16 protein-coding genes and 3 pseudogenes are annotated in these 19,096 nt (G+C 68.4%); 9 read left to right on the plus strand and 10 right to left on the minus strand.

Features of this window, described 5'->3' with window-relative positions:
• Positions 1-404: pseudogene (locus tag ACTWQJ_RS24135) on the plus strand (MFS transporter); the annotation flags it as partial.
• Between the two features lie 100 nt (positions 405-504).
• Here the strand turns inward: ACTWQJ_RS24135 and ACTWQJ_RS24140 are convergent.
• The 3 genes from ACTWQJ_RS24140 to ACTWQJ_RS24150 all read right to left on the minus strand — a co-directional run bounded on the left by ACTWQJ_RS24140 (position 505) and on the right by ACTWQJ_RS24150 (position 5,585).
• Positions 505-2,079, minus strand: coding sequence for a carbohydrate-binding protein (locus tag ACTWQJ_RS24140; protein WP_443308680.1), 1,575 nt, complete (start codon positions 2,077-2,079; stop codon positions 505-507).
• Between the two features lie 279 nt (positions 2,080-2,358).
• Positions 2,359-2,820, minus strand: coding sequence for a hypothetical protein (locus tag ACTWQJ_RS24145; protein ID WP_443308681.1), 462 nt, complete (start codon positions 2,818-2,820; stop codon positions 2,359-2,361).
• The gene (locus ACTWQJ_RS24150) at positions 2,817-5,585 is read right to left on the minus strand and encodes a phosphotransferase (RefSeq protein ID WP_443308682.1); all 2,769 of its coding nucleotides are present in this window, start codon (positions 5,583-5,585) and stop codon (positions 2,817-2,819) included. The genes ACTWQJ_RS24145 and ACTWQJ_RS24150 overlap by 4 nt, the downstream gene beginning before the upstream one ends.
• 431 nt (positions 5,586-6,016) lie before the next feature.
• On the opposite strand from ACTWQJ_RS24150, the gene ACTWQJ_RS24155 reads away from it, so the two are divergent.
• Positions 6,017-7,702, plus strand: a complete 1,686-nt coding sequence (locus ACTWQJ_RS24155) for a SpoIIE family protein phosphatase (protein WP_443308683.1) — start codon at positions 6,017-6,019, stop codon at positions 7,700-7,702.
• A gap of 149 nt (positions 7,703-7,851) precedes the next feature.
• On the opposite strand, the gene ACTWQJ_RS24160 is transcribed toward ACTWQJ_RS24155, so the two are convergent.
• The 4 genes from ACTWQJ_RS24160 to ACTWQJ_RS24175 all read right to left on the minus strand — a co-directional run bounded on the left by ACTWQJ_RS24160 (position 7,852) and on the right by ACTWQJ_RS24175 (position 11,245).
• Positions 7,852-9,447 carry a multicopper oxidase family protein gene (locus ACTWQJ_RS24160; RefSeq protein ID WP_443308684.1) on the minus strand — a complete coding sequence of 532 codons (1,596 nt, stop codon included), beginning with the start codon at positions 9,445-9,447 and terminating at the stop codon, positions 7,852-7,854.
• Between the two features lie 178 nt (positions 9,448-9,625).
• On the minus strand, positions 9,626-10,135 hold the full coding sequence (locus tag ACTWQJ_RS24165) for a cupin domain-containing protein (RefSeq protein WP_443308685.1): 510 nt from the start codon (positions 10,133-10,135) through the stop codon (positions 9,626-9,628).
• Between the two features lie 200 nt (positions 10,136-10,335).
• Entirely contained in the window at positions 10,336-10,896 is a 561-nt protein-coding gene (locus ACTWQJ_RS24170) for a DinB family protein (protein ID WP_443308686.1), read from the minus strand.
• A 34-nt stretch (positions 10,897-10,930) separates the two neighbouring features.
• Positions 10,931-11,245: a hypothetical protein gene (locus ACTWQJ_RS24175; RefSeq protein ID WP_443308687.1), complete on the minus strand. Its 315-nt coding sequence runs from the start codon at positions 11,243-11,245 to the stop codon at positions 10,931-10,933.
• 233 nt (positions 11,246-11,478) lie between these two features.
• Here ACTWQJ_RS24175 and ACTWQJ_RS24180 point away from each other — a divergent pair, with 233 nt between their 5' ends.
• Positions 11,479-12,081 (plus strand): hypothetical protein, encoded by a 603-nt coding sequence (locus tag ACTWQJ_RS24180; protein WP_443308688.1) that lies wholly within the window; start codon positions 11,479-11,481, stop codon positions 12,079-12,081.
• A gap of 106 nt (positions 12,082-12,187) precedes the next feature.
• On the opposite strand, the gene ACTWQJ_RS24185 is transcribed toward ACTWQJ_RS24180, so the two are convergent.
• Positions 12,188-12,382 (minus strand): hypothetical protein, encoded by a 195-nt coding sequence (locus ACTWQJ_RS24185; RefSeq protein WP_443308695.1) that lies wholly within the window; start codon positions 12,380-12,382, stop codon positions 12,188-12,190.
• Between ACTWQJ_RS24185 and ACTWQJ_RS24190 the strand changes: the two are divergent.
• From ACTWQJ_RS24190 to ACTWQJ_RS24215, 6 genes and pseudogenes are all read left to right on the plus strand, one after another.
• Positions 12,311-12,990 (plus strand): annotated as a pseudogene (locus ACTWQJ_RS24190) (DUF6879 family protein). The gene ACTWQJ_RS24185 and the pseudogene ACTWQJ_RS24190 sit on opposite strands and share 72 nt — an antisense overlap.
• Positions 12,987-13,835 (plus strand): helix-turn-helix domain-containing protein, encoded by an 849-nt coding sequence (locus tag ACTWQJ_RS24195; protein WP_443308689.1) that lies wholly within the window; start codon positions 12,987-12,989, stop codon positions 13,833-13,835. The pseudogene ACTWQJ_RS24190 and the gene ACTWQJ_RS24195 overlap by 4 nt, the downstream one beginning before the upstream one ends.
• A 256-nt stretch (positions 13,836-14,091) precedes the next feature.
• Positions 14,092-14,388 (plus strand): hypothetical protein, encoded by a 297-nt coding sequence (locus tag ACTWQJ_RS24200; protein ID WP_443308690.1) that lies wholly within the window; start codon positions 14,092-14,094, stop codon positions 14,386-14,388.
• Between the two features lie 11 nt (positions 14,389-14,399).
• Complete coding sequence (locus tag ACTWQJ_RS24205) at positions 14,400-14,564, plus strand: hypothetical protein (protein WP_443308691.1); 165 nt, start codon at positions 14,400-14,402, stop codon at positions 14,562-14,564.
• A gap of 76 nt (positions 14,565-14,640) precedes the next feature.
• A pseudogene (locus ACTWQJ_RS24210) lies at positions 14,641-15,169 on the plus strand (SMI1/KNR4 family protein).
• A gap of 822 nt (positions 15,170-15,991) precedes the next feature.
• Positions 15,992-16,183, plus strand: coding sequence for a hypothetical protein (locus ACTWQJ_RS24215; RefSeq protein ID WP_443308692.1), 192 nt, complete (start codon positions 15,992-15,994; stop codon positions 16,181-16,183).
• A gap of 1,038 nt (positions 16,184-17,221) precedes the next feature.
• Here the strand turns inward: ACTWQJ_RS24215 and ACTWQJ_RS24220 are convergent.
• Positions 17,222-18,673, minus strand: a complete 1,452-nt coding sequence (locus ACTWQJ_RS24220) for an AAA family ATPase (protein WP_443308693.1) — start codon at positions 18,671-18,673, stop codon at positions 17,222-17,224.
• A 320-nt stretch (positions 18,674-18,993) separates the two neighbouring features.
• On the minus strand, positions 18,994-19,096 hold a 103-nt coding region (locus ACTWQJ_RS24225), incomplete at its 5' end, for a LuxR C-terminal-related transcriptional regulator (RefSeq protein ID WP_443308694.1).

The following is a 19,096-nucleotide window of genomic DNA, read 5'->3' on the forward strand; positions in this document are numbered from 1 at the left end:
TGATCGTCGGCCGCTTCGTACCGCCCGCCCTGCGCGCCCGGCTGGCCACCCCGCTGCTCCTGCTGCTGGCGACGCCGTATCTGCTCTTCGCGTTCCGGCCAGGGGTGGTCCTGGCCGCCTTGGCCGTGTGCCTCTCCAATGTCGGGTTCGCCGCGAGCCTGGTCCAGCAGGAGCGCCTGATGTCCCTCACCCCCGACGACATGGCGGGCCACGCCCTCGGGTTGCGTTCCTCGGGGATGCTCACCATGCAGGGCCTGGCCGCGGCGCTCGCGGGTGCGGTGGCCCAACTGACGTCCCCGGCAGCGGGGATGACGGTGATGGCGGCCGCGTCGCTCGCGGTGACGGGGTGCCTGGCGTGGAGCTGGCGGGAGGCCGGGGCGAGGCCGGCATCCGTGGAGGCTTGACGTCGGACGACGGGGGCGCCATCTGGTGGAGCGAAGCCCCGGCCGGCACCTCGGGGCGCCGGCCGGGTCGGAGCGGTGGTCGCGAGGGGGGCCGGTTCCGTTACGGCGTCACCTGATTCCCGCCGAACGTCACGACCAGGCGGCCGTCCGCCGCGTAGGACCAGCGCAGGGCACCGGCGTACGAGGAGCACCGGGAACCGTTCGAACCGGACCAGAACTGGTTCGAGCTGTCGGCGTCACCGACGATCCGGTCGTTCGTCCCACTGCCGCTGCGGCACGAGGTGTTGCTGCGGAACACCGAAGTTCCCGCGTCAAACGAGAAGTTGCGCTCGGTGTTGTCGATGCTGACGTTGTTCGAGACCGTCATCGTGCCGGGGTTCCTGTTGTAGGTGAACCCGTGCTTGCCGTTGTCGTAGGCGATGCTGCGCCGGACGACGTGGTCGACCGGGACGTCCTCGCCGCCGAGCTTGTAGCCGTTGCGGTCGCCGTTCCCGGCCTGGGAGCCGTCGCTGAGGGTGCCGTTCTCGTAGGCGAGGGAGTCCTCGATGGTCACCGCGCCGATGGGGCCCTCGTCGGCGTAGGTGTAGAGGTCCCAGCCGTCGTCGATGTTGTTGTGGGCGACGGCGTAGCGGAAGACGTTCCCGGGGCCGGAGGTGAGCTTTGCGGCGAAGCCGTCGGCGTCCTCGCCGTCGGAGTCGGCGTTGTCGTGCGACTCGGCGCTCAGGATGAGGTTGTTGGACGGCCACTGGTCGCGCGGGGTGGTGGAGGCCATCCGCGAGAGCTGCAGTCCCGTGTCCCGGTTGAAGCGGGTCACCGTGCGCTCGAAGACGTTGCTGCCGCCGACGAAGATCCCGTTGTCACCGGCCCGCTCGACGACGATGCCGGAGACATGCCAGTACGACCCGTTCACGGCGAGCCCGCGGTTGGACGAGGACTCGCTCTGGGCGGAGAAGTTCAGGACCGGGGTCTCACCGGGGTAGGCGGACAGCTTCGTACGGGCGTCGGCGGTGCCGTTGTTGCCGGCCGGGATGGTGATCGTCTGCGAGTGGTTGTACGTCCCGCCGCGCAGGTAGATCGTGCCGCCGGGGGTGATGCGGCTGATCGCCGAGGTGAGCGTGGTGGGGGACGTCTGGGTTCCGGCCGCGCTGTCGGTGCCGTTCGGCGCCACGTACAGCGCGTCGGCGGTCGGCGGCGGGGTGGTGTCGCCGCCCGTCTCGACCTCGAGGTAGTCGATGTTCGGCAGACCGGCGGCGGTGGTCGGGTTGAGCCGTACGGTGTTGCTGCCCGCGTTCAGCGACACGGTCAGGGTCTTGGTGACCCAGGTCGACCAGGCGCCTGTGCCTTCGAACGACGGGGTCTGCACCGTGGACCCGTTGACGACCAGGCCGGCCGGGCGCGCGGTGGTGGTTCCGTTGGCGAAGCGGACCCTCAGCGTCGCGGTGCCCGCGGCGGGCGCGTTCACGGTGAACTGTGCGTGGGCGCCGGCCGCGTTGGTGCCGTTGCAGAACCCGCTGCCCGAGTAGTCGGCCCAGTCGGAGTCGATGGTGCCGGTGCAGACGGACGGTGAGCTCTCGGCCTCGTACCGGGTGGTCGCGGCCTGCGCCATGGTGCCGGAGAGTGCGACGAGCGTGCCGGTCAGCAGGCTGACGCAGGTGAGGGCGGCTCTTCGTTGCATCGTTGTCTCCTGGTTGGTCAGCGGGTGCCGTCAGGTTCATGAACGTGAAACGGGCGTGAGTGAGCTGGACGGCCGAATACTTGATCCGGACGAGGGAAAGCGCTTTCTCGGGACGCTAGAGCTGCCGCCGTGAACGCGTCAATAGACGCGTACTTGATCCTTATTCACAAGCATGAACCTTCGCGGGGCTGCGAGACCGACCCGAGCGGGTGGCCGGACGCGGGCGAAGCGCGACATGCCCTCGGGGCGGATACCCCGAGGGCAACTGCACTGTCGCGGTCAGGAGTTGGTCTCGCCGCGCCGGATCGGCAGGACCCGCTCCTGCCTCCCATTGCCGTCCTGCCAGCGCAGCACGACGGTGAACCGGCGCGCGCCTCGGTGTGCGTCTGCCACCGGGAGCCACGGAATCGGGTAGCGGCCCGACGCGTCAATGCGTTCCAGCGGGAACTCGTCGTCCGGGCAGTCTGCCAGCGTCACCCCGACGCCTTCCCTGTCCTTGACCTCCAGCTCCACGTTCTCCGCGGGCGCGGGCCCGTGGTTCCAGATCACCAGGTGGTAGCCCGCCTGACGCAGCGTGCCGTCAGGAAGCTTGATCTTCGCGAATTCGGAGGTGCGGTGGAAGTACGCCGTCACCCGGGCCGCGAGGATCTCCTTCTTGCGGTTGCGGTGCTGTGTGTATGCGGTGACTGCCGACAGCCCCAGGGCGGAAAGGGCGATGACCGTACTTATCCACTCGCTCAAGAGTCCATGCCCTCTGCCTCCGCGGCTTTCCACTGGTGCTGGAGAGCCGAGGTGAGGATGGTGCTCAGGGTGATCGCGAACCAGCGCTGCGGGACCGACATCGTGGTGTAGCGCGCCATGGGGATCAACGCACCGGCGAGCGCCAGCTGGTACTCCTCCTTGCGGATCGGCCAGTGTCCTTGTCCGCACCCGTCGGCGATCTCCCTGATCCGCCCGGTGACGGTGAGGGCGACGCGCTCGGCGCGAGTGAGTGAGTCCACGTCGTCCAGGGGCAGCAGCAGACCTGCCTCCGGTCGGAAGCAGCCGTCGGCGATCCGGTTGGCGATCCGGGTGGCCGCCTCCTCGTCCCAGGTGAACACCTGGCACAGCACGCTCGCCTCGAGCCGGGCAAGGTCCTTGCACACGTGGCCGTGGTGCGCGCTCTCGAAGTCGATGAGCACGGTCTTGGGCAGATGGCCGCCGGACGTGCACAGGACGTTGTCGAAGTGCAGATCACCATGGGACAGGGCGAGGAGGGTGTCGAAGTCCCGCAGCCCGACCTGGAACGAGTCGATGACCGAGGTCAACGTCCCGCTGCCCACTTCAGCCAGTTCCGCGGCGAACCACAAGGGGTTCACCCACTCGACGTCGTCGCCCGTGTGCGCTATGGCGTCCAGCAGGCCGGGCGCCTTCTCCGCCCACTGGCCGACGGCCTGTTCGTCGATGCCGAGTCGTGCGCCGAGCTCCGACAGCACCCGGTCGTCGGTGATCCGGGACAGTTCGACCGCGGCCCAGCTGTCGGGGAACTGCTTGTCGGAGGTGGGGGTGGGCCGGAAGACCGGGTACTCGGACCGCAGGTCGACCCGGTCACGCCGCACGTGGGCGAGCCACGGACGCATGGTGTTCAGCAGCAACCTGTCCACAACGGTCGTCGCGTCATCGGCTTCGGCCTGCTGGATCCAGGAACTCAGGGTGAGCGGCTTCTCGCCTTCTTCGAAGGCATAGGCGGTCTCGATCGCGCGCAGCGGGTCGCCGTTCTCGCCGAGGTACATCTCCATGGCGTGTGATGCGCACTCACTGGGCCGGTTGCTCTGGTGGAGCCGCTTGGCGTACCGCTTGAAGTTGCCGACCTCGCGCACCACTTTGTCGCGGTAGTCGACCTTGAGCAGGGAGAGCGGACCATAGCGGTTCGTGAGCAGATACGTGGGCATCCGGCGTCCCTTGAACAGGTTGCCGTGGACGGTGATCACGTCGCCGGGCGACAGCCCTTGCGCCACCGCCGCCTGGAGCACGGGCGACGGAATACGCAGCCGGCCCGCGTCGTCGCTGGTGATGACGCTTCCGCGGGAAAGGCCGGCCTCCTCGTGGGACCACGGGTTGGTGGCCACCCGGACCTTGCCGGCCGCGCTCATCAGCTCGTCGACGGCCTGGCGCCAGAAGTTCTTGTCGAGCTCCCTGCGGTCGTCGGCCGAAGCTTCGAAGATGCGGTCCACGAGCCACTGGGCGCGCAGGGCGTCCCACCCGGAGACGGACGCGAGGGCGAAGCAGGCGCCCTTCAGGCTCTCACCGTCGCGCCACTGCCGGAGCAGGATCTCCGGCCACTGCTCACGCTGCGCCCGGTGCAGACCGCGGTGGGTGGCCTGCTCGCTGTAGACGCGCTCGTCGTAGTAACTGTCCTGCGGTCGCGAGGGGTTGGGCCCGGACAGCATGAGATACGTGCCGACGGACGCCAGGAGCCAGCCACGCAGATAGGGGAACCGGCCGAGCACCACCGCGGGTAGGCTGTGCGCGATGCAGACCTGGGCTTCCGTACAGTCGAGCAGCAGGTCGCGGGCCGAGTCCTGGTAGCGCTTCTCGCTGCTGAGGATGGCACCGATGTAGCCCATGAGGTCGATGAGCACCTGAGGGCCGTTGGTGGGGATACCGCCTGGCATCTTCCACACGCGGTAGTTGGTGGTGGCGGAGACCAGCCAGCGGACGCGGCGTTCACCACGCTCCTCCAGCGTCTTCCCGTCGAAGGCGAACCGTCGCATCCGCTGGGCGAGCGACTCCAGGTCCTGCCGTTCCAGTGGCATTCCCTCCGGGAACAGGGCGGCGACCGCTTCGACATCCGCGCGGTATTCGCGCCTCAGGTCCCGCTCGAAGGCACCGAGCTGGCCGCTCACCCCGGAGAAGTAGGTCAGCAGGGCCTCGCTCGCTTCGTCGATCGGCACCCGGCCGGGAGCCCAGCCGCCGGCAAGCCTCTTGATGAGGTCCTGGGCGGTGACAGGGTCCTGGTCGGAGCCGTACTGCCGCGGAGTCTCCCCGCCCCGTCCGGCCCCAGGCTCATGCTCGGTGGGCGCCGACTGTGCGGCCTCTCCCTCACCGAGGATGTCGGTCAGGTCGAGGATCGGCGCGTCCACGGGCTCGGGGAGCGACGTCGTGGTGGACGCTCCGAGCGACTGGAGGTTACGGCGGCTGAAGTACGCGGCCTTGTCGACGTGCTGCGGGGGAGCGCCCGCGTCCGGGTCACCGATGAGGACCTGGTAGGCCACCTGGAAGGCGAGCACGGCCTCTTTGGACTTGCCTTGCTGCACGAGTTCCGTCGCCAGCCCGTTGAGACCGACACCCAGCCAGAACGGGATCTGGTCGGTCTCGGCGCCACGCCGATGATGATCGTACGCGCGGGCCAGATTTGCTGCCGCCTGGACGACACCCGCCGGCGACCTTCGAGGATCGGGGTACGTCCAGCCTTCCGGGTACGGAAATGCCGTCAGCGCCCACGCCACGTATGGAGAAGTGTCCACGTCCCTACCATCCCCCTTCGTCAGATGTGACCTGGATCTCCAGGGCGGATCACGTTATCCACACCCCCTGTGGGCATGGGAGCGAATTGCGTCAACCGGAAGCGGCCAACCCGGGCCACAGTGACCCTGCATGTCACGGTGTCGCTGGGCGGCGCCACCTTCCCGGGGGCGTCCTCAGCTGCGGATTCGAAGGTGCGGTCGCCGTCCGAGAATCATCGAGGGGGCGGATAGCCCCTGGCTCGTTCTCGTCCATGGCCGCAGGCATGGTCTTGCAGGCTGATGCGAGTGGCTGTCGGCCCTGACCGATCCCATGCTCCTGCGTCGGGCTCCGTACGGAGCCGGATCAAGATGCGCCACGTCGGTCTCTGCCACAGGATGGAGGGAGGGGTTGCCCTGGTCAGGACGGCTATCAGAGAGAGGCGCCGAGGTCGATGGACGACCTGATGGACGACCTGGTGGACGGGGACGGCGAGTGCGGACTGCTGCGCCGGATCATCGAAGAGACCCTGGCTCCCGTGGTGATGCTCGACGAGCGGCTTCGCTATCTCTACGTCAACCCTGCATGGGTCCGGGTCAGCGGCGTCCCCGCCGCCGCGTACCTGGGCCGGCCCCTGGGTGAGGTGCTGCCCGACGTCTCCTGGCCCGACGACGTCCTGCTCAAGGTGCTGGAGGACGGGCAGCCCCGGGAGGCAACCTTCACGGGCACCACACGCGTCCCCTCCCACCTCGGTCGCAGGCTGTGGCGTGCGGTCTTCCACCGGCTGAAGACGCGGGACCGAGGCCTTGCCGTATGCGGGATCGGCGTCGAGGTCAGCAACCTGGGCCGATACCTGGACGACCTCGAGAACGCACACCAGCGGCTTGCCCTGCTGGACCTTGCGGCCACCCGGATCGGCACCACACTCGACATCGAGACCACGTGCACCGAGCTGGCCGACTTCCTTGCGCCCTCCATGGCCGATGTCGCCGCGATCGGGATCGTCGAGGACGAGTTCTGCGGTACGCCCGCTCCCGGCATGCTCCGACTGCGCAAGATGGCACTCTCCGCCCCGCAGGAACTGAGATGGCACTTACGTCACCTGGGCGGACCCGATGAGTACCTGGACCTCCCGCGGACTTCGGTCACCCGGCGGTGCATGGACACCGGGCGGCCATGGCTGGGCAATCGGGCCACGGCCGAACTGATCGAGAAGGTGACGGTCGACCCCGAGAGGGCGAGGATCTTCCGCGCGGCCGGGGTCCACTCGGTTCTCGTCGTCCCGATGCCCACAGCAGGACGCTGTGTCGGTGTCGTGATCCTGGGGCGGGCCGGTGCGTCAGCGCCCTTCAGCGAGGACGACGTCGTCACGGCCCAGGGCCTGGCCGGGCGAGCAGCCGTGGCCATCGACAGCGCCCGCAGATACACCCGTGAGCACACCATGGCACTGGAGTTGCAGCGTGCCCTGCTGTCCGAACCAGGCAGCCCCCACGCCGGTGTCGAGGTCGCCACCCGCTATCTGCCCTCCGGCCGCAGCGCCCTCGTCGGCGGTGACTGGTACGACTCGCTCGCCCTGCCCGGCGGCCGCACCCTGCTGGTCATGGGCGACGTGATGGGCCACGGCTTCCAGGCCGCCGTCACCATGAGCCAGTACCGCTCCCTCTTGCGCACCGTCGCCGCCTCCGACATGCCCGTCGACGACATCCTCGGCGAGGTCGACCGCCGGGTCGCGCACATCGGCCTGGACCGTGTCGCCACCTGCCTTCTCGTACTCATGGATCCCCAGGCCGGCACCTGCACCGCAGCCAGCGCCGGGCACCTGCCGCCGCTCGCCGTCCACCCCGGGGGAACCGCCGAGGTGCTGTGGCTCCCGGCCGGCCCACCCCTCGGCGCCGAGCTCGGAGACTACGAGTCCGTCACCGTCCCGACCGAGCCCGGCACGGTCCTTCTGCTGTACACCGACGGGCTGGTGGAGCAGCGCGGTACGGACATCGACGCGCGGCTGCGCGCCCTCACCGATCTGCACCTGCCCACGGAGAGCCCGCTGGAGGCCATGCTCGACACCCTCCTGGCCCGCCTGGCGCACGGCGCCCACGAGGACGACGTCGCGCTGCTCGCTGCCCGCCAACGGCAGAACTGATGGCCAACTCGGCCCCAGCGCACCGCTCTGGGCGAGGGTGTCGCTGACACCGCCGCTCACGTCTGCGGGGCCGTATCGCGGCCGTTCGCGCCGCGGGCACGCCTCCGCGGACCCGCGTACGCGCAGATGTCAGGGAACCTGAACCATCGTCACTTCCGGTAGCCGAGGATGGTCATCATCCCGGATTCGGAGTGGTACTGGTTGTGGCAGTGCAGCATCCACAGGCCCGGGTTGTCGGCGTAGAAGTCGATGACGAGTTTGCGGTGGGGCCGTACGTGGGCGGTGTCCTTGCGGGCTCCGGCCGCGTCGATGCCGGTGAGGGCGAACGTGTGGCCGTGCAGGTGTACGGGGTGCCACATGTCGGTGGCGTTGATGAGGCTCAGGCGGACTCGTTCACCTTCCCGGACCGGGACGCGTTGCTCGATGGAGTAGGGCTTGTGATCGAAGCCCCAGTCGAAGTTCTCCATGCCACCGGTCAGCTTGATGCGCATCTCGCGGTCCGGTTCGCCGTCGCTGAGGGCCACGGACTCGTCCGGCACGAGCCGTCTGGCGGGCACGACCCGGCCCTCGAGCTCGTCCGGATGCGCGGAGGGCCGGGGGAGTTTCCCGCTGCCGGTGCGCAGGACTGCCAGGGCGCGCGCGTTCTTGCCCTCGGCGAGCGCGACCAGCGGGAACACCCCGTCCTTGGCAGTGATCAGCACGTCGTAGCGTTCGGCCATACCGAGCAGCAGCGCGTCCGCCTTCGTGTGCTCGACCGGGTAGCCGTCCGTGTGCGTCACCGTCATCTCGTGATCGCCCAGTGCCACCCGGAAGGCGGTGTCGCCCCCGGCGTTGATGATCCGCAGCCGGATGCGGTCCCCGGGGCGGGCCCGGAAAACCGAGGGAGCCTGCGGAAGGCGGCCGTTGACCAGGTAGTACGGGTAGTCGACGTTGCCTCCCTCGCTCTGCAGAATGCGGCTGTGGGAGTCCCGCAGGATGCGGGAGGGCCCGGCGGACCTCACATCGTGGCCCGAACCGTTGTGTACGTCTCCCTCACCCATGTCCATCGGCTCGCCCTTGCCGTTCCGCAACTGCGCGAGCACGCCGTCCGGGGTGGATCCGGCCACGCCGTCCAGCCAGTCGTCCAGGACGACGACCCACTCCTTGTCGTAGGACAACGGCTCCTTGGGGTCCTCGACGATCATCGGGGCGTACAGGCCGCGGTCGAGCTGCATGCCCGAGTGCGAATGCAGCCAGTACGTGCCGGGGTGCGCCACGGCGAAGCGGTAGGTGAAGTCCGCGCCGGGCTTGATGGAGTACTGGGTCAGGCCCGGTACGCCGTCCATGTCGCAGCGCATCCGGACACCGTGCGAGTGCAGCGTCGTCGCCTCGCGCAGATGGTTGGCGAGCGTGAGATCGAGTACGTCGCCCGCGGTGATCCGGACCTCCTTGCCGGGCAGCGTGTCGCCGTACGCCCATGACCTGACGGTCCGTCCGCCCAGGTCGAGGGACGTCTCGGTGGCAGTGAGCGTGAACCTGCGGACGGGGCCGGACCCGCGCTTCCTCTCGGCGGCGACGACCTCGGGGTCGGACGGGTTGACGTATCCCTTGGGCCCCTTGGGGACGAAGCCGCCGCCGCTGTACCCGCCGCCCGTCCGGCCGGTGGCCCCGGGGTGCGCGCCGGTCCCGGAACAGGCGGTCAGGACTCCCGAGCCGGCCGCCACGATCGAGGCACCGAGCAAGGTGCGCCGCGTATATGTGTGCATGGGTAAATAAGACCTGTCTTGTGGTCTTATACGTGAGAACTGATGCGGCGCGTCTTACGAATCGCGGGCACGGCCCTTGGGGGTGCAGGCTGCCGCCGCGGTGCTGTCGCCCAACAAAGCTCTCCGCCCAAACCCGGTGGGACGAAGCCGACTGGAGGACGGGTGGCGTGTCCCGCGGTCACGGTTCGCCGAGCAGCTTGAGCCCGTACCTGGCGGTGAGTTCGGCGACCCACTCGTCCGAGAACCCGAGACCGTGCTGCTCGCCCAGCTCGGCGCGTCGCTGGAGGAACTCGGCAGGATCGGCCGCCGTCTCGGCGGCCCTCCCCAACTCTTCGAAGAACCCCTCGAAGCCGGCGGGGGAGATGATCTCCAGGATCCTCGCCGGTTCCGGTCCGGCGTTCCAGAAGGTATGCAGGATCCCTCGCGGCTTGATGATGTACGAGCCCGGCCCTGCCGTTGCCTCGTGGTCACCCACCCGGGCGCCGACCCGGCCCTGCAGGACGTAGGTGAACTCGTCCTCGCGGCTGTGCACGTGCGGCGGTATGAGACGGCCCGGCTCGATCGGGTGCTCGAGGATCGAGAACTGGTTGCCGGTGTCCTCACCCCTGATCTTGAAATCGACCCCCAGACCCGCGAGCCAGATCGAATTGCCCTCGTCCGGTTCGACCACGAAGCGGAGAGCCGCCATCACGGCCTCCCAGGTGTCGCTTTCACTACCTTCCGTCATCCTATGCCCGATTTCTGGAAGGTGCTCGGCGGGTCCACCCCATCCCACCGCCCGCCCCGGAGTCCCCGTGATTGCTCTACCGGCGCGCCCCGTCGGAGATCACCCGAGGAGGCGCCGACTGGGTTGTGCCTGGTCAGGCGTAGTACAGTCCCCGGCCCTGGTCACTGGCCCACCCTCCCGTCGATGCACTCGCGCAACAGGTCGGCGTGCCCGCAGTGACGGGCGTACTCCTCGATCCTGTGCACCATCAGCTCCCGAACTGCGATCCCGTCCTTCCCCAGCCGCTCACCCAGATCCGGGTGCTCGGCCAGCGCGGCGTCCATCGCGGCCTGCTCGCGTTCCAGATCGGAGTACGCAGCGTCGACCGCGGCCTGCTCGGCGACAACTCCGTCGAAGTCCGCGTCACGCTCGCCGTACAGCTTCGGCAGCGGATCACCGTCGCTGATCCAGTTGCGCCAGTCCCGTTCCACCTCGGCGAGGTGCCGAATCAGGCCGAGCAGCGACATCGTCGACGGCGGAACCGACCGACGGGCCAGTTGCTCCGCATCCAGGCCCTCGCACTTCATCCGCAGGGTTATGCGGTAGTTCGTCAGGAAGTCCTGCAGCGTTGCAAGCTCGCCGTCCGGACTGACACCTTCGCTGTTGCGGGGGTCGTCGTCCGGGTCGGCCCACATGTCGGGGTAGACGGTGGCCTGGCTCCATCGCGCGGGTTGGTCACTCATGCGTCACATGTTCGTCCGTGAGGGCCCGAGCTCGCTAGTCAGTTTCGGTCCGGGCGAAGGGGTGTGCGCGGTCGTTCCGGCCGGGTACTGCGCCTTCGCCAGCGGATGCTTCCTGTTCTGGCTGGATGACATCGGCCCATACCCGATCGCTCCATGGGTTGCCCTCAATGCCGAGGCGTGCTGCGACGACATCATCGAGGAACTGAGCCTGAGCGACTTTCACCGCTTCGCTGGGCCACCACAGGGAGTCGCACTCGGTGCACAGGAGGAAGGGTGCGCCATCGGCCTTGAAGCGGTACGGCTGGACGTAGTCCTGTTCGCAGCGCGGGCAGACGAGTTGAGTGGACATGACCAGCACGCTACCTGGATCGTGTGCGCCCTTTCCAAGACTGTTGGTGAAGGGGCTGGCTTCGTGTAACGGCGCTTACCTGCGTTCATAGGCGGCTGGCTCGTGGTTGGGACTCGAGGTCCGGTCTTGTACGAACGGCCGTGAACGTAGCCGAATGAGGCGGAGACTGAGACGGACGGAGCACCCGTCCAATTCCCGTGACGGCGAGTTCCGGTCGGCGTTAGCGTGCGGTGGTGATCAGCGATGAGGGGGCACGTCTGGGTGCGGAAGCCGCACGTCGCCTGGCAGAGACCGGACTCTACGAGTTCGAGCCGGGGCTGTCGGACGCGGAGTTCGCGCGCATCGAGCGCGAGTACGGCTTTGAGTTCGCAGATGACCACCGCGCGTTCCTCGCGACCGGCCTTCCGGTGAACGTCCCTCCGGAGGAGGGACAGACCTGGTCCAAGCCTTGGCCCAACTGGCGCAGCGGGGATTCGGACAGGCTGCGCGATCAACTCGGCTGGCCGGTGGAGGGTGTCCTCCTGAGCGTTGAGCACAACGGCTTCTGGTACGAGGGCTGGGGTGAGCGTCCGGCCGACTGCGCGGCGGCACTGGCTACGGTACGGCACCACCTCGTGGAAGCGCCGGTGTTGGTGCCCGTGTATGCCCATCGGTATCTCCCAGCCGGCCGGGGAACCTACGGGCATCCAGTGCTCTCGATGTGGCAGACCGACGTCATCTACTACGGGCTGGACCTGGTCGACTACATGCATCAAGAGTTCGACGAGGAGCGAGGCGCCGTAGACGCGAAGTGGAACCCGAGAGCAACGGTCCCCTTCTGGCAGGACCTCCTCTGACTGTGGGGCTCGTGACAGAGCAACCATCGCGGGCGGTGGAGGCCTTTGGTCACGCCCGCTTGCGCGCATTCTCCGCTTCCCTGCGCACAGGAGCAATCCCGCGCAATCACCGTGCGGTCGCGCCATCACGCGCATTCTGGATCTCCAACCGGCGGACATGGAGGGCGAGATGACGCTCAGGTTCCTTGGCAACACCAGCGACGACGGCGACTGCCCCACCCTGTACGAGATCCCAGAGACCGACGAGATCCTCGTCCAGGGCGACCGTGAGACCGACCCCGAGCACCTCGTGCAACTGCACGACGTGAAGCCCAGCGAGACGTTCGTACGCGTCCCCGCAGCCTCCTCGTCCGATACGCCCCTCGCACCGTCAGCCCGCAGCTGCGCCCGTTCAGCGAGATCTCCCACCTCTTTCGCGAGTTCCGGCACACGGCCTGGCGGCTGGAGACCCGCCACGGCTACGCCTCCGACCGCAACAGCCCCAAGTGGGCCCGCTGGAAGGCCGGCGAGGACATCGCAGCGGAGCCCGCCAACGTCTGGCGGGACAACGTCGCCGAGCAGACCGCGGCTGGCAAGAGGTTCGAACGTGTCCGGATCGTCGACGAGCCCGCCACCGAAGGCCAGCAGTTCCTCCTCGCCAGCGCACCCGGCAACGTCCGCGCGGGCGAGGACATCCGCAACCTCACCCGCGCCGAGGCCGAGCGACTGCGGCTGCCGGACTACGACTTCTGGCTGTTCGACTCGCGTATCGTGGCCCGGTTCGCGTTCGACGACAACGACACCACCCTCGGCGTGTACGTCACCGAGGACCCGGCCGAGGTGCTCGCAGCCTGCCAGGCCCGGGACGCCGCCTGGCACCACGCAGTACGTACCGAAGAGTTCGCCAGGCAGGTAGCTTCCATCGTGTGACCACCGACTTCCAGACCGCACGGGAGGCGCTCGGCGCGCGCCTGCGCGAACTGCGCGTCGAGGCCGGCCTGGAAGGCAAGGACATCGCCGCCGCACTTGGCTGGCAGACGTCGAAGGTGTCCCGGCTCCAGAACGGCAAGCAAACCCCTACTCGCGGAGACCTGACCGCGTGGGCGCGTGCGATCGGTCAACCGGACGTCGAAGCCGAGCTGCACGGGCTGCTCGCCGCGCTGGACATGAAACAGCGCCACCGCTCCTGGCGGCGGCAGCTGGCCGGTGGGCACCGTGGCCGGCAGGAACTGGCGGTCCGCCAGACCGAGGCAACGACGATGATCCGGGGCCTGGAGGTGTCCCGTGTGCCGGGGCTGTTCCAGACCCCGGAGTACGCGCGCCAGATCTTCGACGCCAACGCTGAGTTCCGCGGCATCCCGGCGACCACCGACGCCGCGGTCGAGAAGCGGATGCGCCGCCAGGAAGCCCTGTACGACCCGGAGAAGACGTTCCGGTTTCTCTTGTGTGAGGCGGCCCTCTACCACCGCTCATGCCCGGCGGACGTGATGGCCGAGCAGCTCGATCGCCTGTACAACCTGGTCGGCCAGCGGCGCATCGAGCTGGGCATCCTGCCGTTCGGTGCACAGCTGCGCCGTACGGCCCCGCACGCGTTCTGGATCTACGACCGCCGACTGGTCATCGTCGAGACGATCAGCGAGGAGTTGTGGCTCACGGGGGACGAGGACATAGAGCTGTATGAGCGGGCGTGGGACTGGCTGGCTGACTCCGCCGAGTACGGGGCGCCGGCACGGCGTCTGATCGGCCGGGCAAGGGCGTCTCTGGGCCTCGCCTGAGCAATCGACGCAAGCGCGGAGTGGGCGTGCGCAATCGCGGGCAATCGGCGCCCTTGCGCGCTATCAGGCTGCGTAGCGTGCTGGTCATGCCCGACCCGACAACGCACGACGCCGACCGGTACGAGGCTGGGGACGTGTGGCTCGCCGACTGCTCCGCGCACCCGGGCCTCGTACGCAAAGCATGGGACAGCGAAGAACTTGCGCCCATCGCATCCGGCGAGCACTGGCTCGTCGCCGGGCCCGCCTCGTCAACGCCATGCCAGCAGCCATCCGCATCCCAGAGCAGCAGCGAGGGCCCGTGCTCGCCGACCCGGACCTCGACAAGACGTGGTGGCTCGTGCCCCTCGACGCCGCCGAGGAACTGGCCCACGTCCGGCAGGTCACGCTCCAGCCCGCGGGCTGGACGCTGGGCTGCCCGCCGACGGGCCGGCAGGTGGCCGGCCGGTGGTGGCTCTGGCGTCCTGACGGGTCGGGTCGGCTTACTGATCCCGCTGTACTCGCTGCGGCGTTCGGGCCCGGCGGGTACCGACTTACCGAAGAGGCACTCGGATGAAGGCTACGACGATGGACGAACCGATCACGCTCGGCCTTCCGCTGGAGTGGCCTGAGCCGCCGGCCGACTGCGGGGTGTGCCAGGCGTTGGCCCGTCAGCGGGCGGAGGCTGCCGCCCGGGACGACCAGTCCCGCGTGTCGGACTGCAACGTCGAGATCCGCAATCACCATGGATGAGGCGTGATAGGCGCGGCTGACCTGGGCGATCTGTGCGCAGCCGTCCGTTGACACTGGCGGTCGCTAGCCTGTCCGCGTGATTCATACCGACGATCGGCAGTTCCCTCCTGCGCTCGCCGCCGCGCTGGCGGTGCCGTTCGACTACAACGACGGCAAGGGGGTCGACTTCGAACCTTTCCCGACCTTCCTGTCTGCCGAGGAGACCACAGACTGGTTCCGGGCCTGGACCGGCAACGCGGAGTTGAGCGGTGATGACTTCCGCGTGTTCGGGCAGGACGGAACGGGCGGGTACGCGGCGTTCTGGATGATCCGCCGGCACCGCTCGCTCGTCGAACAGCCAGTGGTTTTCCTAGGTTCCGAGGGGGGAGACGGGTGTTATAGCGCGCGACCTCGGTGCCTTCTTGTGGTTGCTGGCTGGCGGCTTCGGCCCCCGGGAAGCGGCTACCTCGTATGAGCCCGATTGGACCCCGCATCACAACCAGCAATTGAGGGCCGTCGCGGAACGATTTGCAGCCGACCGCCAACTGTCGGCGTCTGACGTCATTGAGCAGGCGACCCGGGAGTTCCCGGACTTCGATGACACCATCATGGAGCTCTGCCGTTGAATCGGCTCGCAGCTCCTTCCGATTGCCCACCGAGCCTCACCGACTGCCTGGCTCAGGCATGGGCCGGCATGGCGAGGCGGAGGTCCCTCGGGGAGCGACGTCGCGGTGGGCGGCGTCCGGGAAGGACGGAGGGTCGTCCGGCGGGTGGTTGTAACCCACTGCCGCCTGGCGGAAGAGGCTTTCCGAGGCATCGAGAGCATCTCCACTCTCATCGCTTACCGCTGGTATTACCTTGCCTCAGTTCACGCCATGCGCAATGCTGCTCAACGCACGCGCAGTAATGGCAGGTACCTGACCAGTGCCTGCTGACCGGCGTTACGTCTACGTAGGGGGACGTATGGAATGCCGTCACGCGCCATCACGATCACCACGACAGCGATCACATCAGCTGCCTCTTCATGCCTGCTCGCGCACTCGGCCGGATCAGGTGTGACTTCGTAGGGTGCGGCCGACAAGGCCGTCCCGAAACACGTATAGCGGAATTCCGGGATCGTTCAGGCGTGATCGCGCGGGTGATCCTTTGCATCAAAAGCCTCGAAGATCTCGCGAGTAAATCCAGCGGTCATCCGGCTGCTGGGCGCTATTGCATCTGCGCCTCCCGCCCTGCCGTTCTCGATCACCTCGCTCGACGGCGGTATGTGCGGGCGGTGCCCTAGCGCGACATCAGATCACTCCATCGCCGGGGGAGGAATTGTCGTGAGACGGTTAAGAACCGCCATACTCGCTGGTGCTGTTGGTGCGGCACTGGCATTCGGGACCTCGGCAGAGGCGACGGCCTCGGACAGCCCGGCTCCTTCTCGTGCCGCTGAAGGCCGCGCGAGTATGGATGGACACGAAGCGGTCGAGGGCACAACGATCATCGAGTGGGGGAAGACGACAGACGGAAAGCGCTACGACTTCACCTACCTCGCCGGCGATCCCCGACCGTCCAACCCGCCCGTCAGTGTGTTGGCGGCGAGCTGCTCCATATACATCTCGGACGTCACGTTTCACGGCGGCGGGTCGAACGCCTAACTTCCAATGGGAGACCTCCCAGGCGTGCAGCGGCTCCTACGGCTGGCAGCAGATCAGGACGCAGATGTGGCGTAGTTCGTGGAGCGGCCCACGCGGCTACACTCCGTGGCACGAAACTCCCAGGACCACCAGGTCCTTCCTCGACTATGGCTGGTCTGCCGACTGCAACGACGGTGGCGGAACATACACCTACTACCCTGTGATGCAGGGTGTCGCCAGTTTCGGTTCAAGCCCGGTGACCCGCGCGGACAACGAGCTGCGCAAGAACTGCGGAACCTATCGACCGTAGGAGGGCCAGTGGCCCAGGGATCCCCTGATCGGTATCCGCCCGAAGGCCGACCGCTCGGTCGCGTGCCTGACGACGCATGGCTGCCGGTCACGTACTCCACCGATACCTCTCGCCTGCGCAGGCTGTGGTGGCGGGTCAGGGCGGCGTTGCGTTGGCCGCAACGAGCCCGGAGGCAGTCGAGGTGAGCGGAGACGGCGGTAGGGCGATGTGCTTGCATGCCCTGCCTGGTTCAACTCACCAGTAGGCCCCAGTGCAGGCGGCTCCCTTCGGTTGGGGCAGATGCACGACGCAGCCGCCCCAACCGAAGGCTTGCGGTGGTGGATCAGGCGTAGTCTCCGCGTGAGCGGCACGCAATCCCTGCAGTCACGGACGTGGCTGTGGGCGCGGCGCCCGAGAGCATCCCCGGCACCTCAGCCGACCCCGATGACCCCGCGGAGGCGGTTGCATAGCAGCGTGTCCCCGTTCTGTCCCCGCGCACAGGCCCCTCGGAGATCACTCCGAGGGGCCTGTTCAATGCTCCGTGCCTGGCCAGGCATGGTGCCCCCGGCAGGGAACCAGACAGATGGGAACAGTGGCGAGCTGCGGTTTTCCGGCGGGCGGGTGACCGTGGAGGCCGTGCTCCCCATCCAAAGACGGTGACTTCGACAGCGAGGGTGACTGGGGCGGTATCCCGGCGGCGCCGGCACGCGCGAGCGGGCGGTCCTGCGGGGTGGTGGTGTCGTCGCGGCATGGCTGGAACTGCGAGCGGGTCAGTCACCGTGGTAGAGGCGAAGCGGATCGATCAACTGGATCCGGGGGTCGTTCTCGGCGAGGCGGCGTAGTTCGTCGGTGAAGCCCGCGCCGCTGTAGCACTGCAGGCGGGTGGTGTCGGTGGCCATGCCGCGCGCGGTGAGGAGGGCGCGGATGCGCTGGAGGCGTTCCAGGTGGCCCATTCCCATGACGTCGTTCCATTTGGCTTCGCCGATGGCGAGCAGCGCCTCGCGGGCGGCGCCGGTCTCGCCGTGGACCGCGACGTCGACTTCGTGGCTGGTCCTCGCGGCGGGGTCGTTGACGGTGCCGCTGGCGACCCGGGAGGGCTGGCCGCCATGGGTTTCGGGGGCCGCGTGCCAGCGGGCCCATTCCCGGCAGACCTGTTCGAAGTGCGGGCCGATGACCTTGCTGCGGAAGGTGGACTGGGCGCGGCGCCATGCCGCCGGGGCACGTCCGGGGCGTTCGAGATCGCCCCAGGCAGGGCGCATGACCGCGTGGTAGAAGGCGACGAGGGGTTCGGCGATGCGGTAGGCGGAGCGGTTGCGGCGGAAGGCGTCGGCTTCGTGGGTGATCATGCCGACGTCCTGGAGGACGCTGAGCGGGTGGGCGAGGTCGGTGGACTTGCGGCCGAGGTAGTCGGCGATGCCGCCGCGGGCGGCGTTTCCGGCGGCGATGGCGGCCAGGACGGAGTGGTAGAGCGCGGTGTCGTGGAGTTCGGGTTCTTCGGCGAGCAGGTAGCGGGCCTCGCGGAAGAGCGGGCGAGCGGGGTTGAGGACGGCGCGGGTGACCCACGCGTCGAAGTCGTCGGGTCCGGCGGGGGTGTCGCCCTGGGTGAACTCGCGGCGGTAGGCGGGGGTGCCGCCGACGATGGCGTTGGTGAGCAGGGCGGTGCGCGGGTCGGTGATCTCCCAGAACTCGGCGGCGAGGCGGAAGTCCAGAGTGGGCACGACGAGTTCGAGGCCGGCACGGCCGCGCAGCGGGGCGTCGCCGGCCAGGAGTCGGCCCATGAAGGACAGGGCGGAGCCGCACAGCAACAGGCGTACGGGGGTGTTTGTGTGCTGGGCGGCGGGGTCGAGGGCGCGCTGGATGATGGAGGGGAGGGAGGGGGAGGCCTTGGCGAGGAAGGGGAACTCGTCGATGACCGCGACGGTTGGGCCGCCCAGCGATGCGATGCGCATCAGCTCGGTGACCGCCTCGTCCCAGTGGGTGAAGCGGAACGGGGTGCTCTGGCCGCGGTAGCGGGCCAGGGCTTCGCCGAACTGGCGCAGGGCGTCGGTCTCGGTGGTCTCGGTGGCGGTGAACATGAAGCCGCCGCTCGCGCGAGTGAGGGCGTCGAGGAGGAAGGTCTTGCCCTGGCGGCGGCGGCCGGAGACCACGCCGAGGGTGGCCCGCGGGCCGGGCAGGCCGGCGAAGCGGGTCAGCTCGGCCCACTCGAAGTCACGGTCGAACATCTCGGCGGGTTTGTCCACGGGTGCACCTCTGCATGGATAGGTGCACTTATTATATCTGGACTTATTCAAGTGTACCGGCTTCGTTCATGGGTGACCGGCGTTTGTCCCAGACGGCGGTGAGCAGGATGACCGGATGGGGCTGGGCGGGGCCGCAGGGTCACCACTCGCCGTCGATCTGCTCGTAGGGGTGCCAGCGTGTGTCGGGTCTGAGGCGGAGCTGGAGACCGGTGCCGTCGACGGTCAGCCGGTTGCGCCAGGCTTGCAGCCGGGGCGCGGCGCCGTCGCCGCCCGCCCGCCGGTCGGACTCGGGCGGGCGGGCGTCACAGTCCCAGGGAGATGGCCAGTCGGGTGAGTTCGGCCGTGCTGTTGATGTTGAGCTTGGCCCGGATGCGGCGGAGGTAGGCGTCGACCGTGTGCTTGGAG

Origin of the sequence: Streptomyces sp. KR55 (assembly GCF_052245645.1) — a bacterium.
Taxonomy (GTDB): Bacteria; Actinomycetota; Actinomycetes; order Streptomycetales; family Streptomycetaceae; genus Streptomyces; species Streptomyces flavusporus.

What these genes read in the sequence shown, in the direction of transcription:
- ACTWQJ_RS24140 (WP_443308680.1), bottom strand. Translation starts at nt 2,079, where the DNA reads ATGCAACGAAGAGCCGCCCTCACCTGCGTCAGCCTGCTGACCGGCACG.
- ACTWQJ_RS24155 (WP_443308683.1), top strand. Translation starts at nt 6,017, where the DNA reads ATGGACGACCTGATGGACGACCTGGTGGACGGGGACGGCGAGTGCGGA.
- ACTWQJ_RS24160 (WP_443308684.1), bottom strand. Translation starts at nt 9,447, where the DNA reads ATGCACACATATACGCGGCGCACCTTGCTCGGTGCCTCGATCGTGGCG.
- ACTWQJ_RS24165 (WP_443308685.1), bottom strand. Translation starts at nt 10,135, where the DNA reads ATGGCGGCTCTCCGCTTCGTGGTCGAACCGGACGAGGGCAATTCGATC.
- ACTWQJ_RS24170 (WP_443308686.1), bottom strand. Translation starts at nt 10,896, where the DNA reads ATGAGTGACCAACCCGCGCGATGGAGCCAGGCCACCGTCTACCCCGAC.
- ACTWQJ_RS24175 (WP_443308687.1), bottom strand. Translation starts at nt 11,245, where the DNA reads ATGTCCACTCAACTCGTCTGCCCGCGCTGCGAACAGGACTACGTCCAG.
- ACTWQJ_RS24200 (WP_443308690.1), top strand. Translation starts at nt 14,092, where the DNA reads ATGCCAGCAGCCATCCGCATCCCAGAGCAGCAGCGAGGGCCCGTGCTC.
- ACTWQJ_RS24205 (WP_443308691.1), top strand. Translation starts at nt 14,400, where the DNA reads ATGGACGAACCGATCACGCTCGGCCTTCCGCTGGAGTGGCCTGAGCCG.
- ACTWQJ_RS24215 (WP_443308692.1), top strand. Translation starts at nt 15,992, where the DNA reads ATGGATGGACACGAAGCGGTCGAGGGCACAACGATCATCGAGTGGGGG.
- ACTWQJ_RS24220 (WP_443308693.1), bottom strand. Translation starts at nt 18,673, where the DNA reads ATGTTCGACCGTGACTTCGAGTGGGCCGAGCTGACCCGCTTCGCCGGC.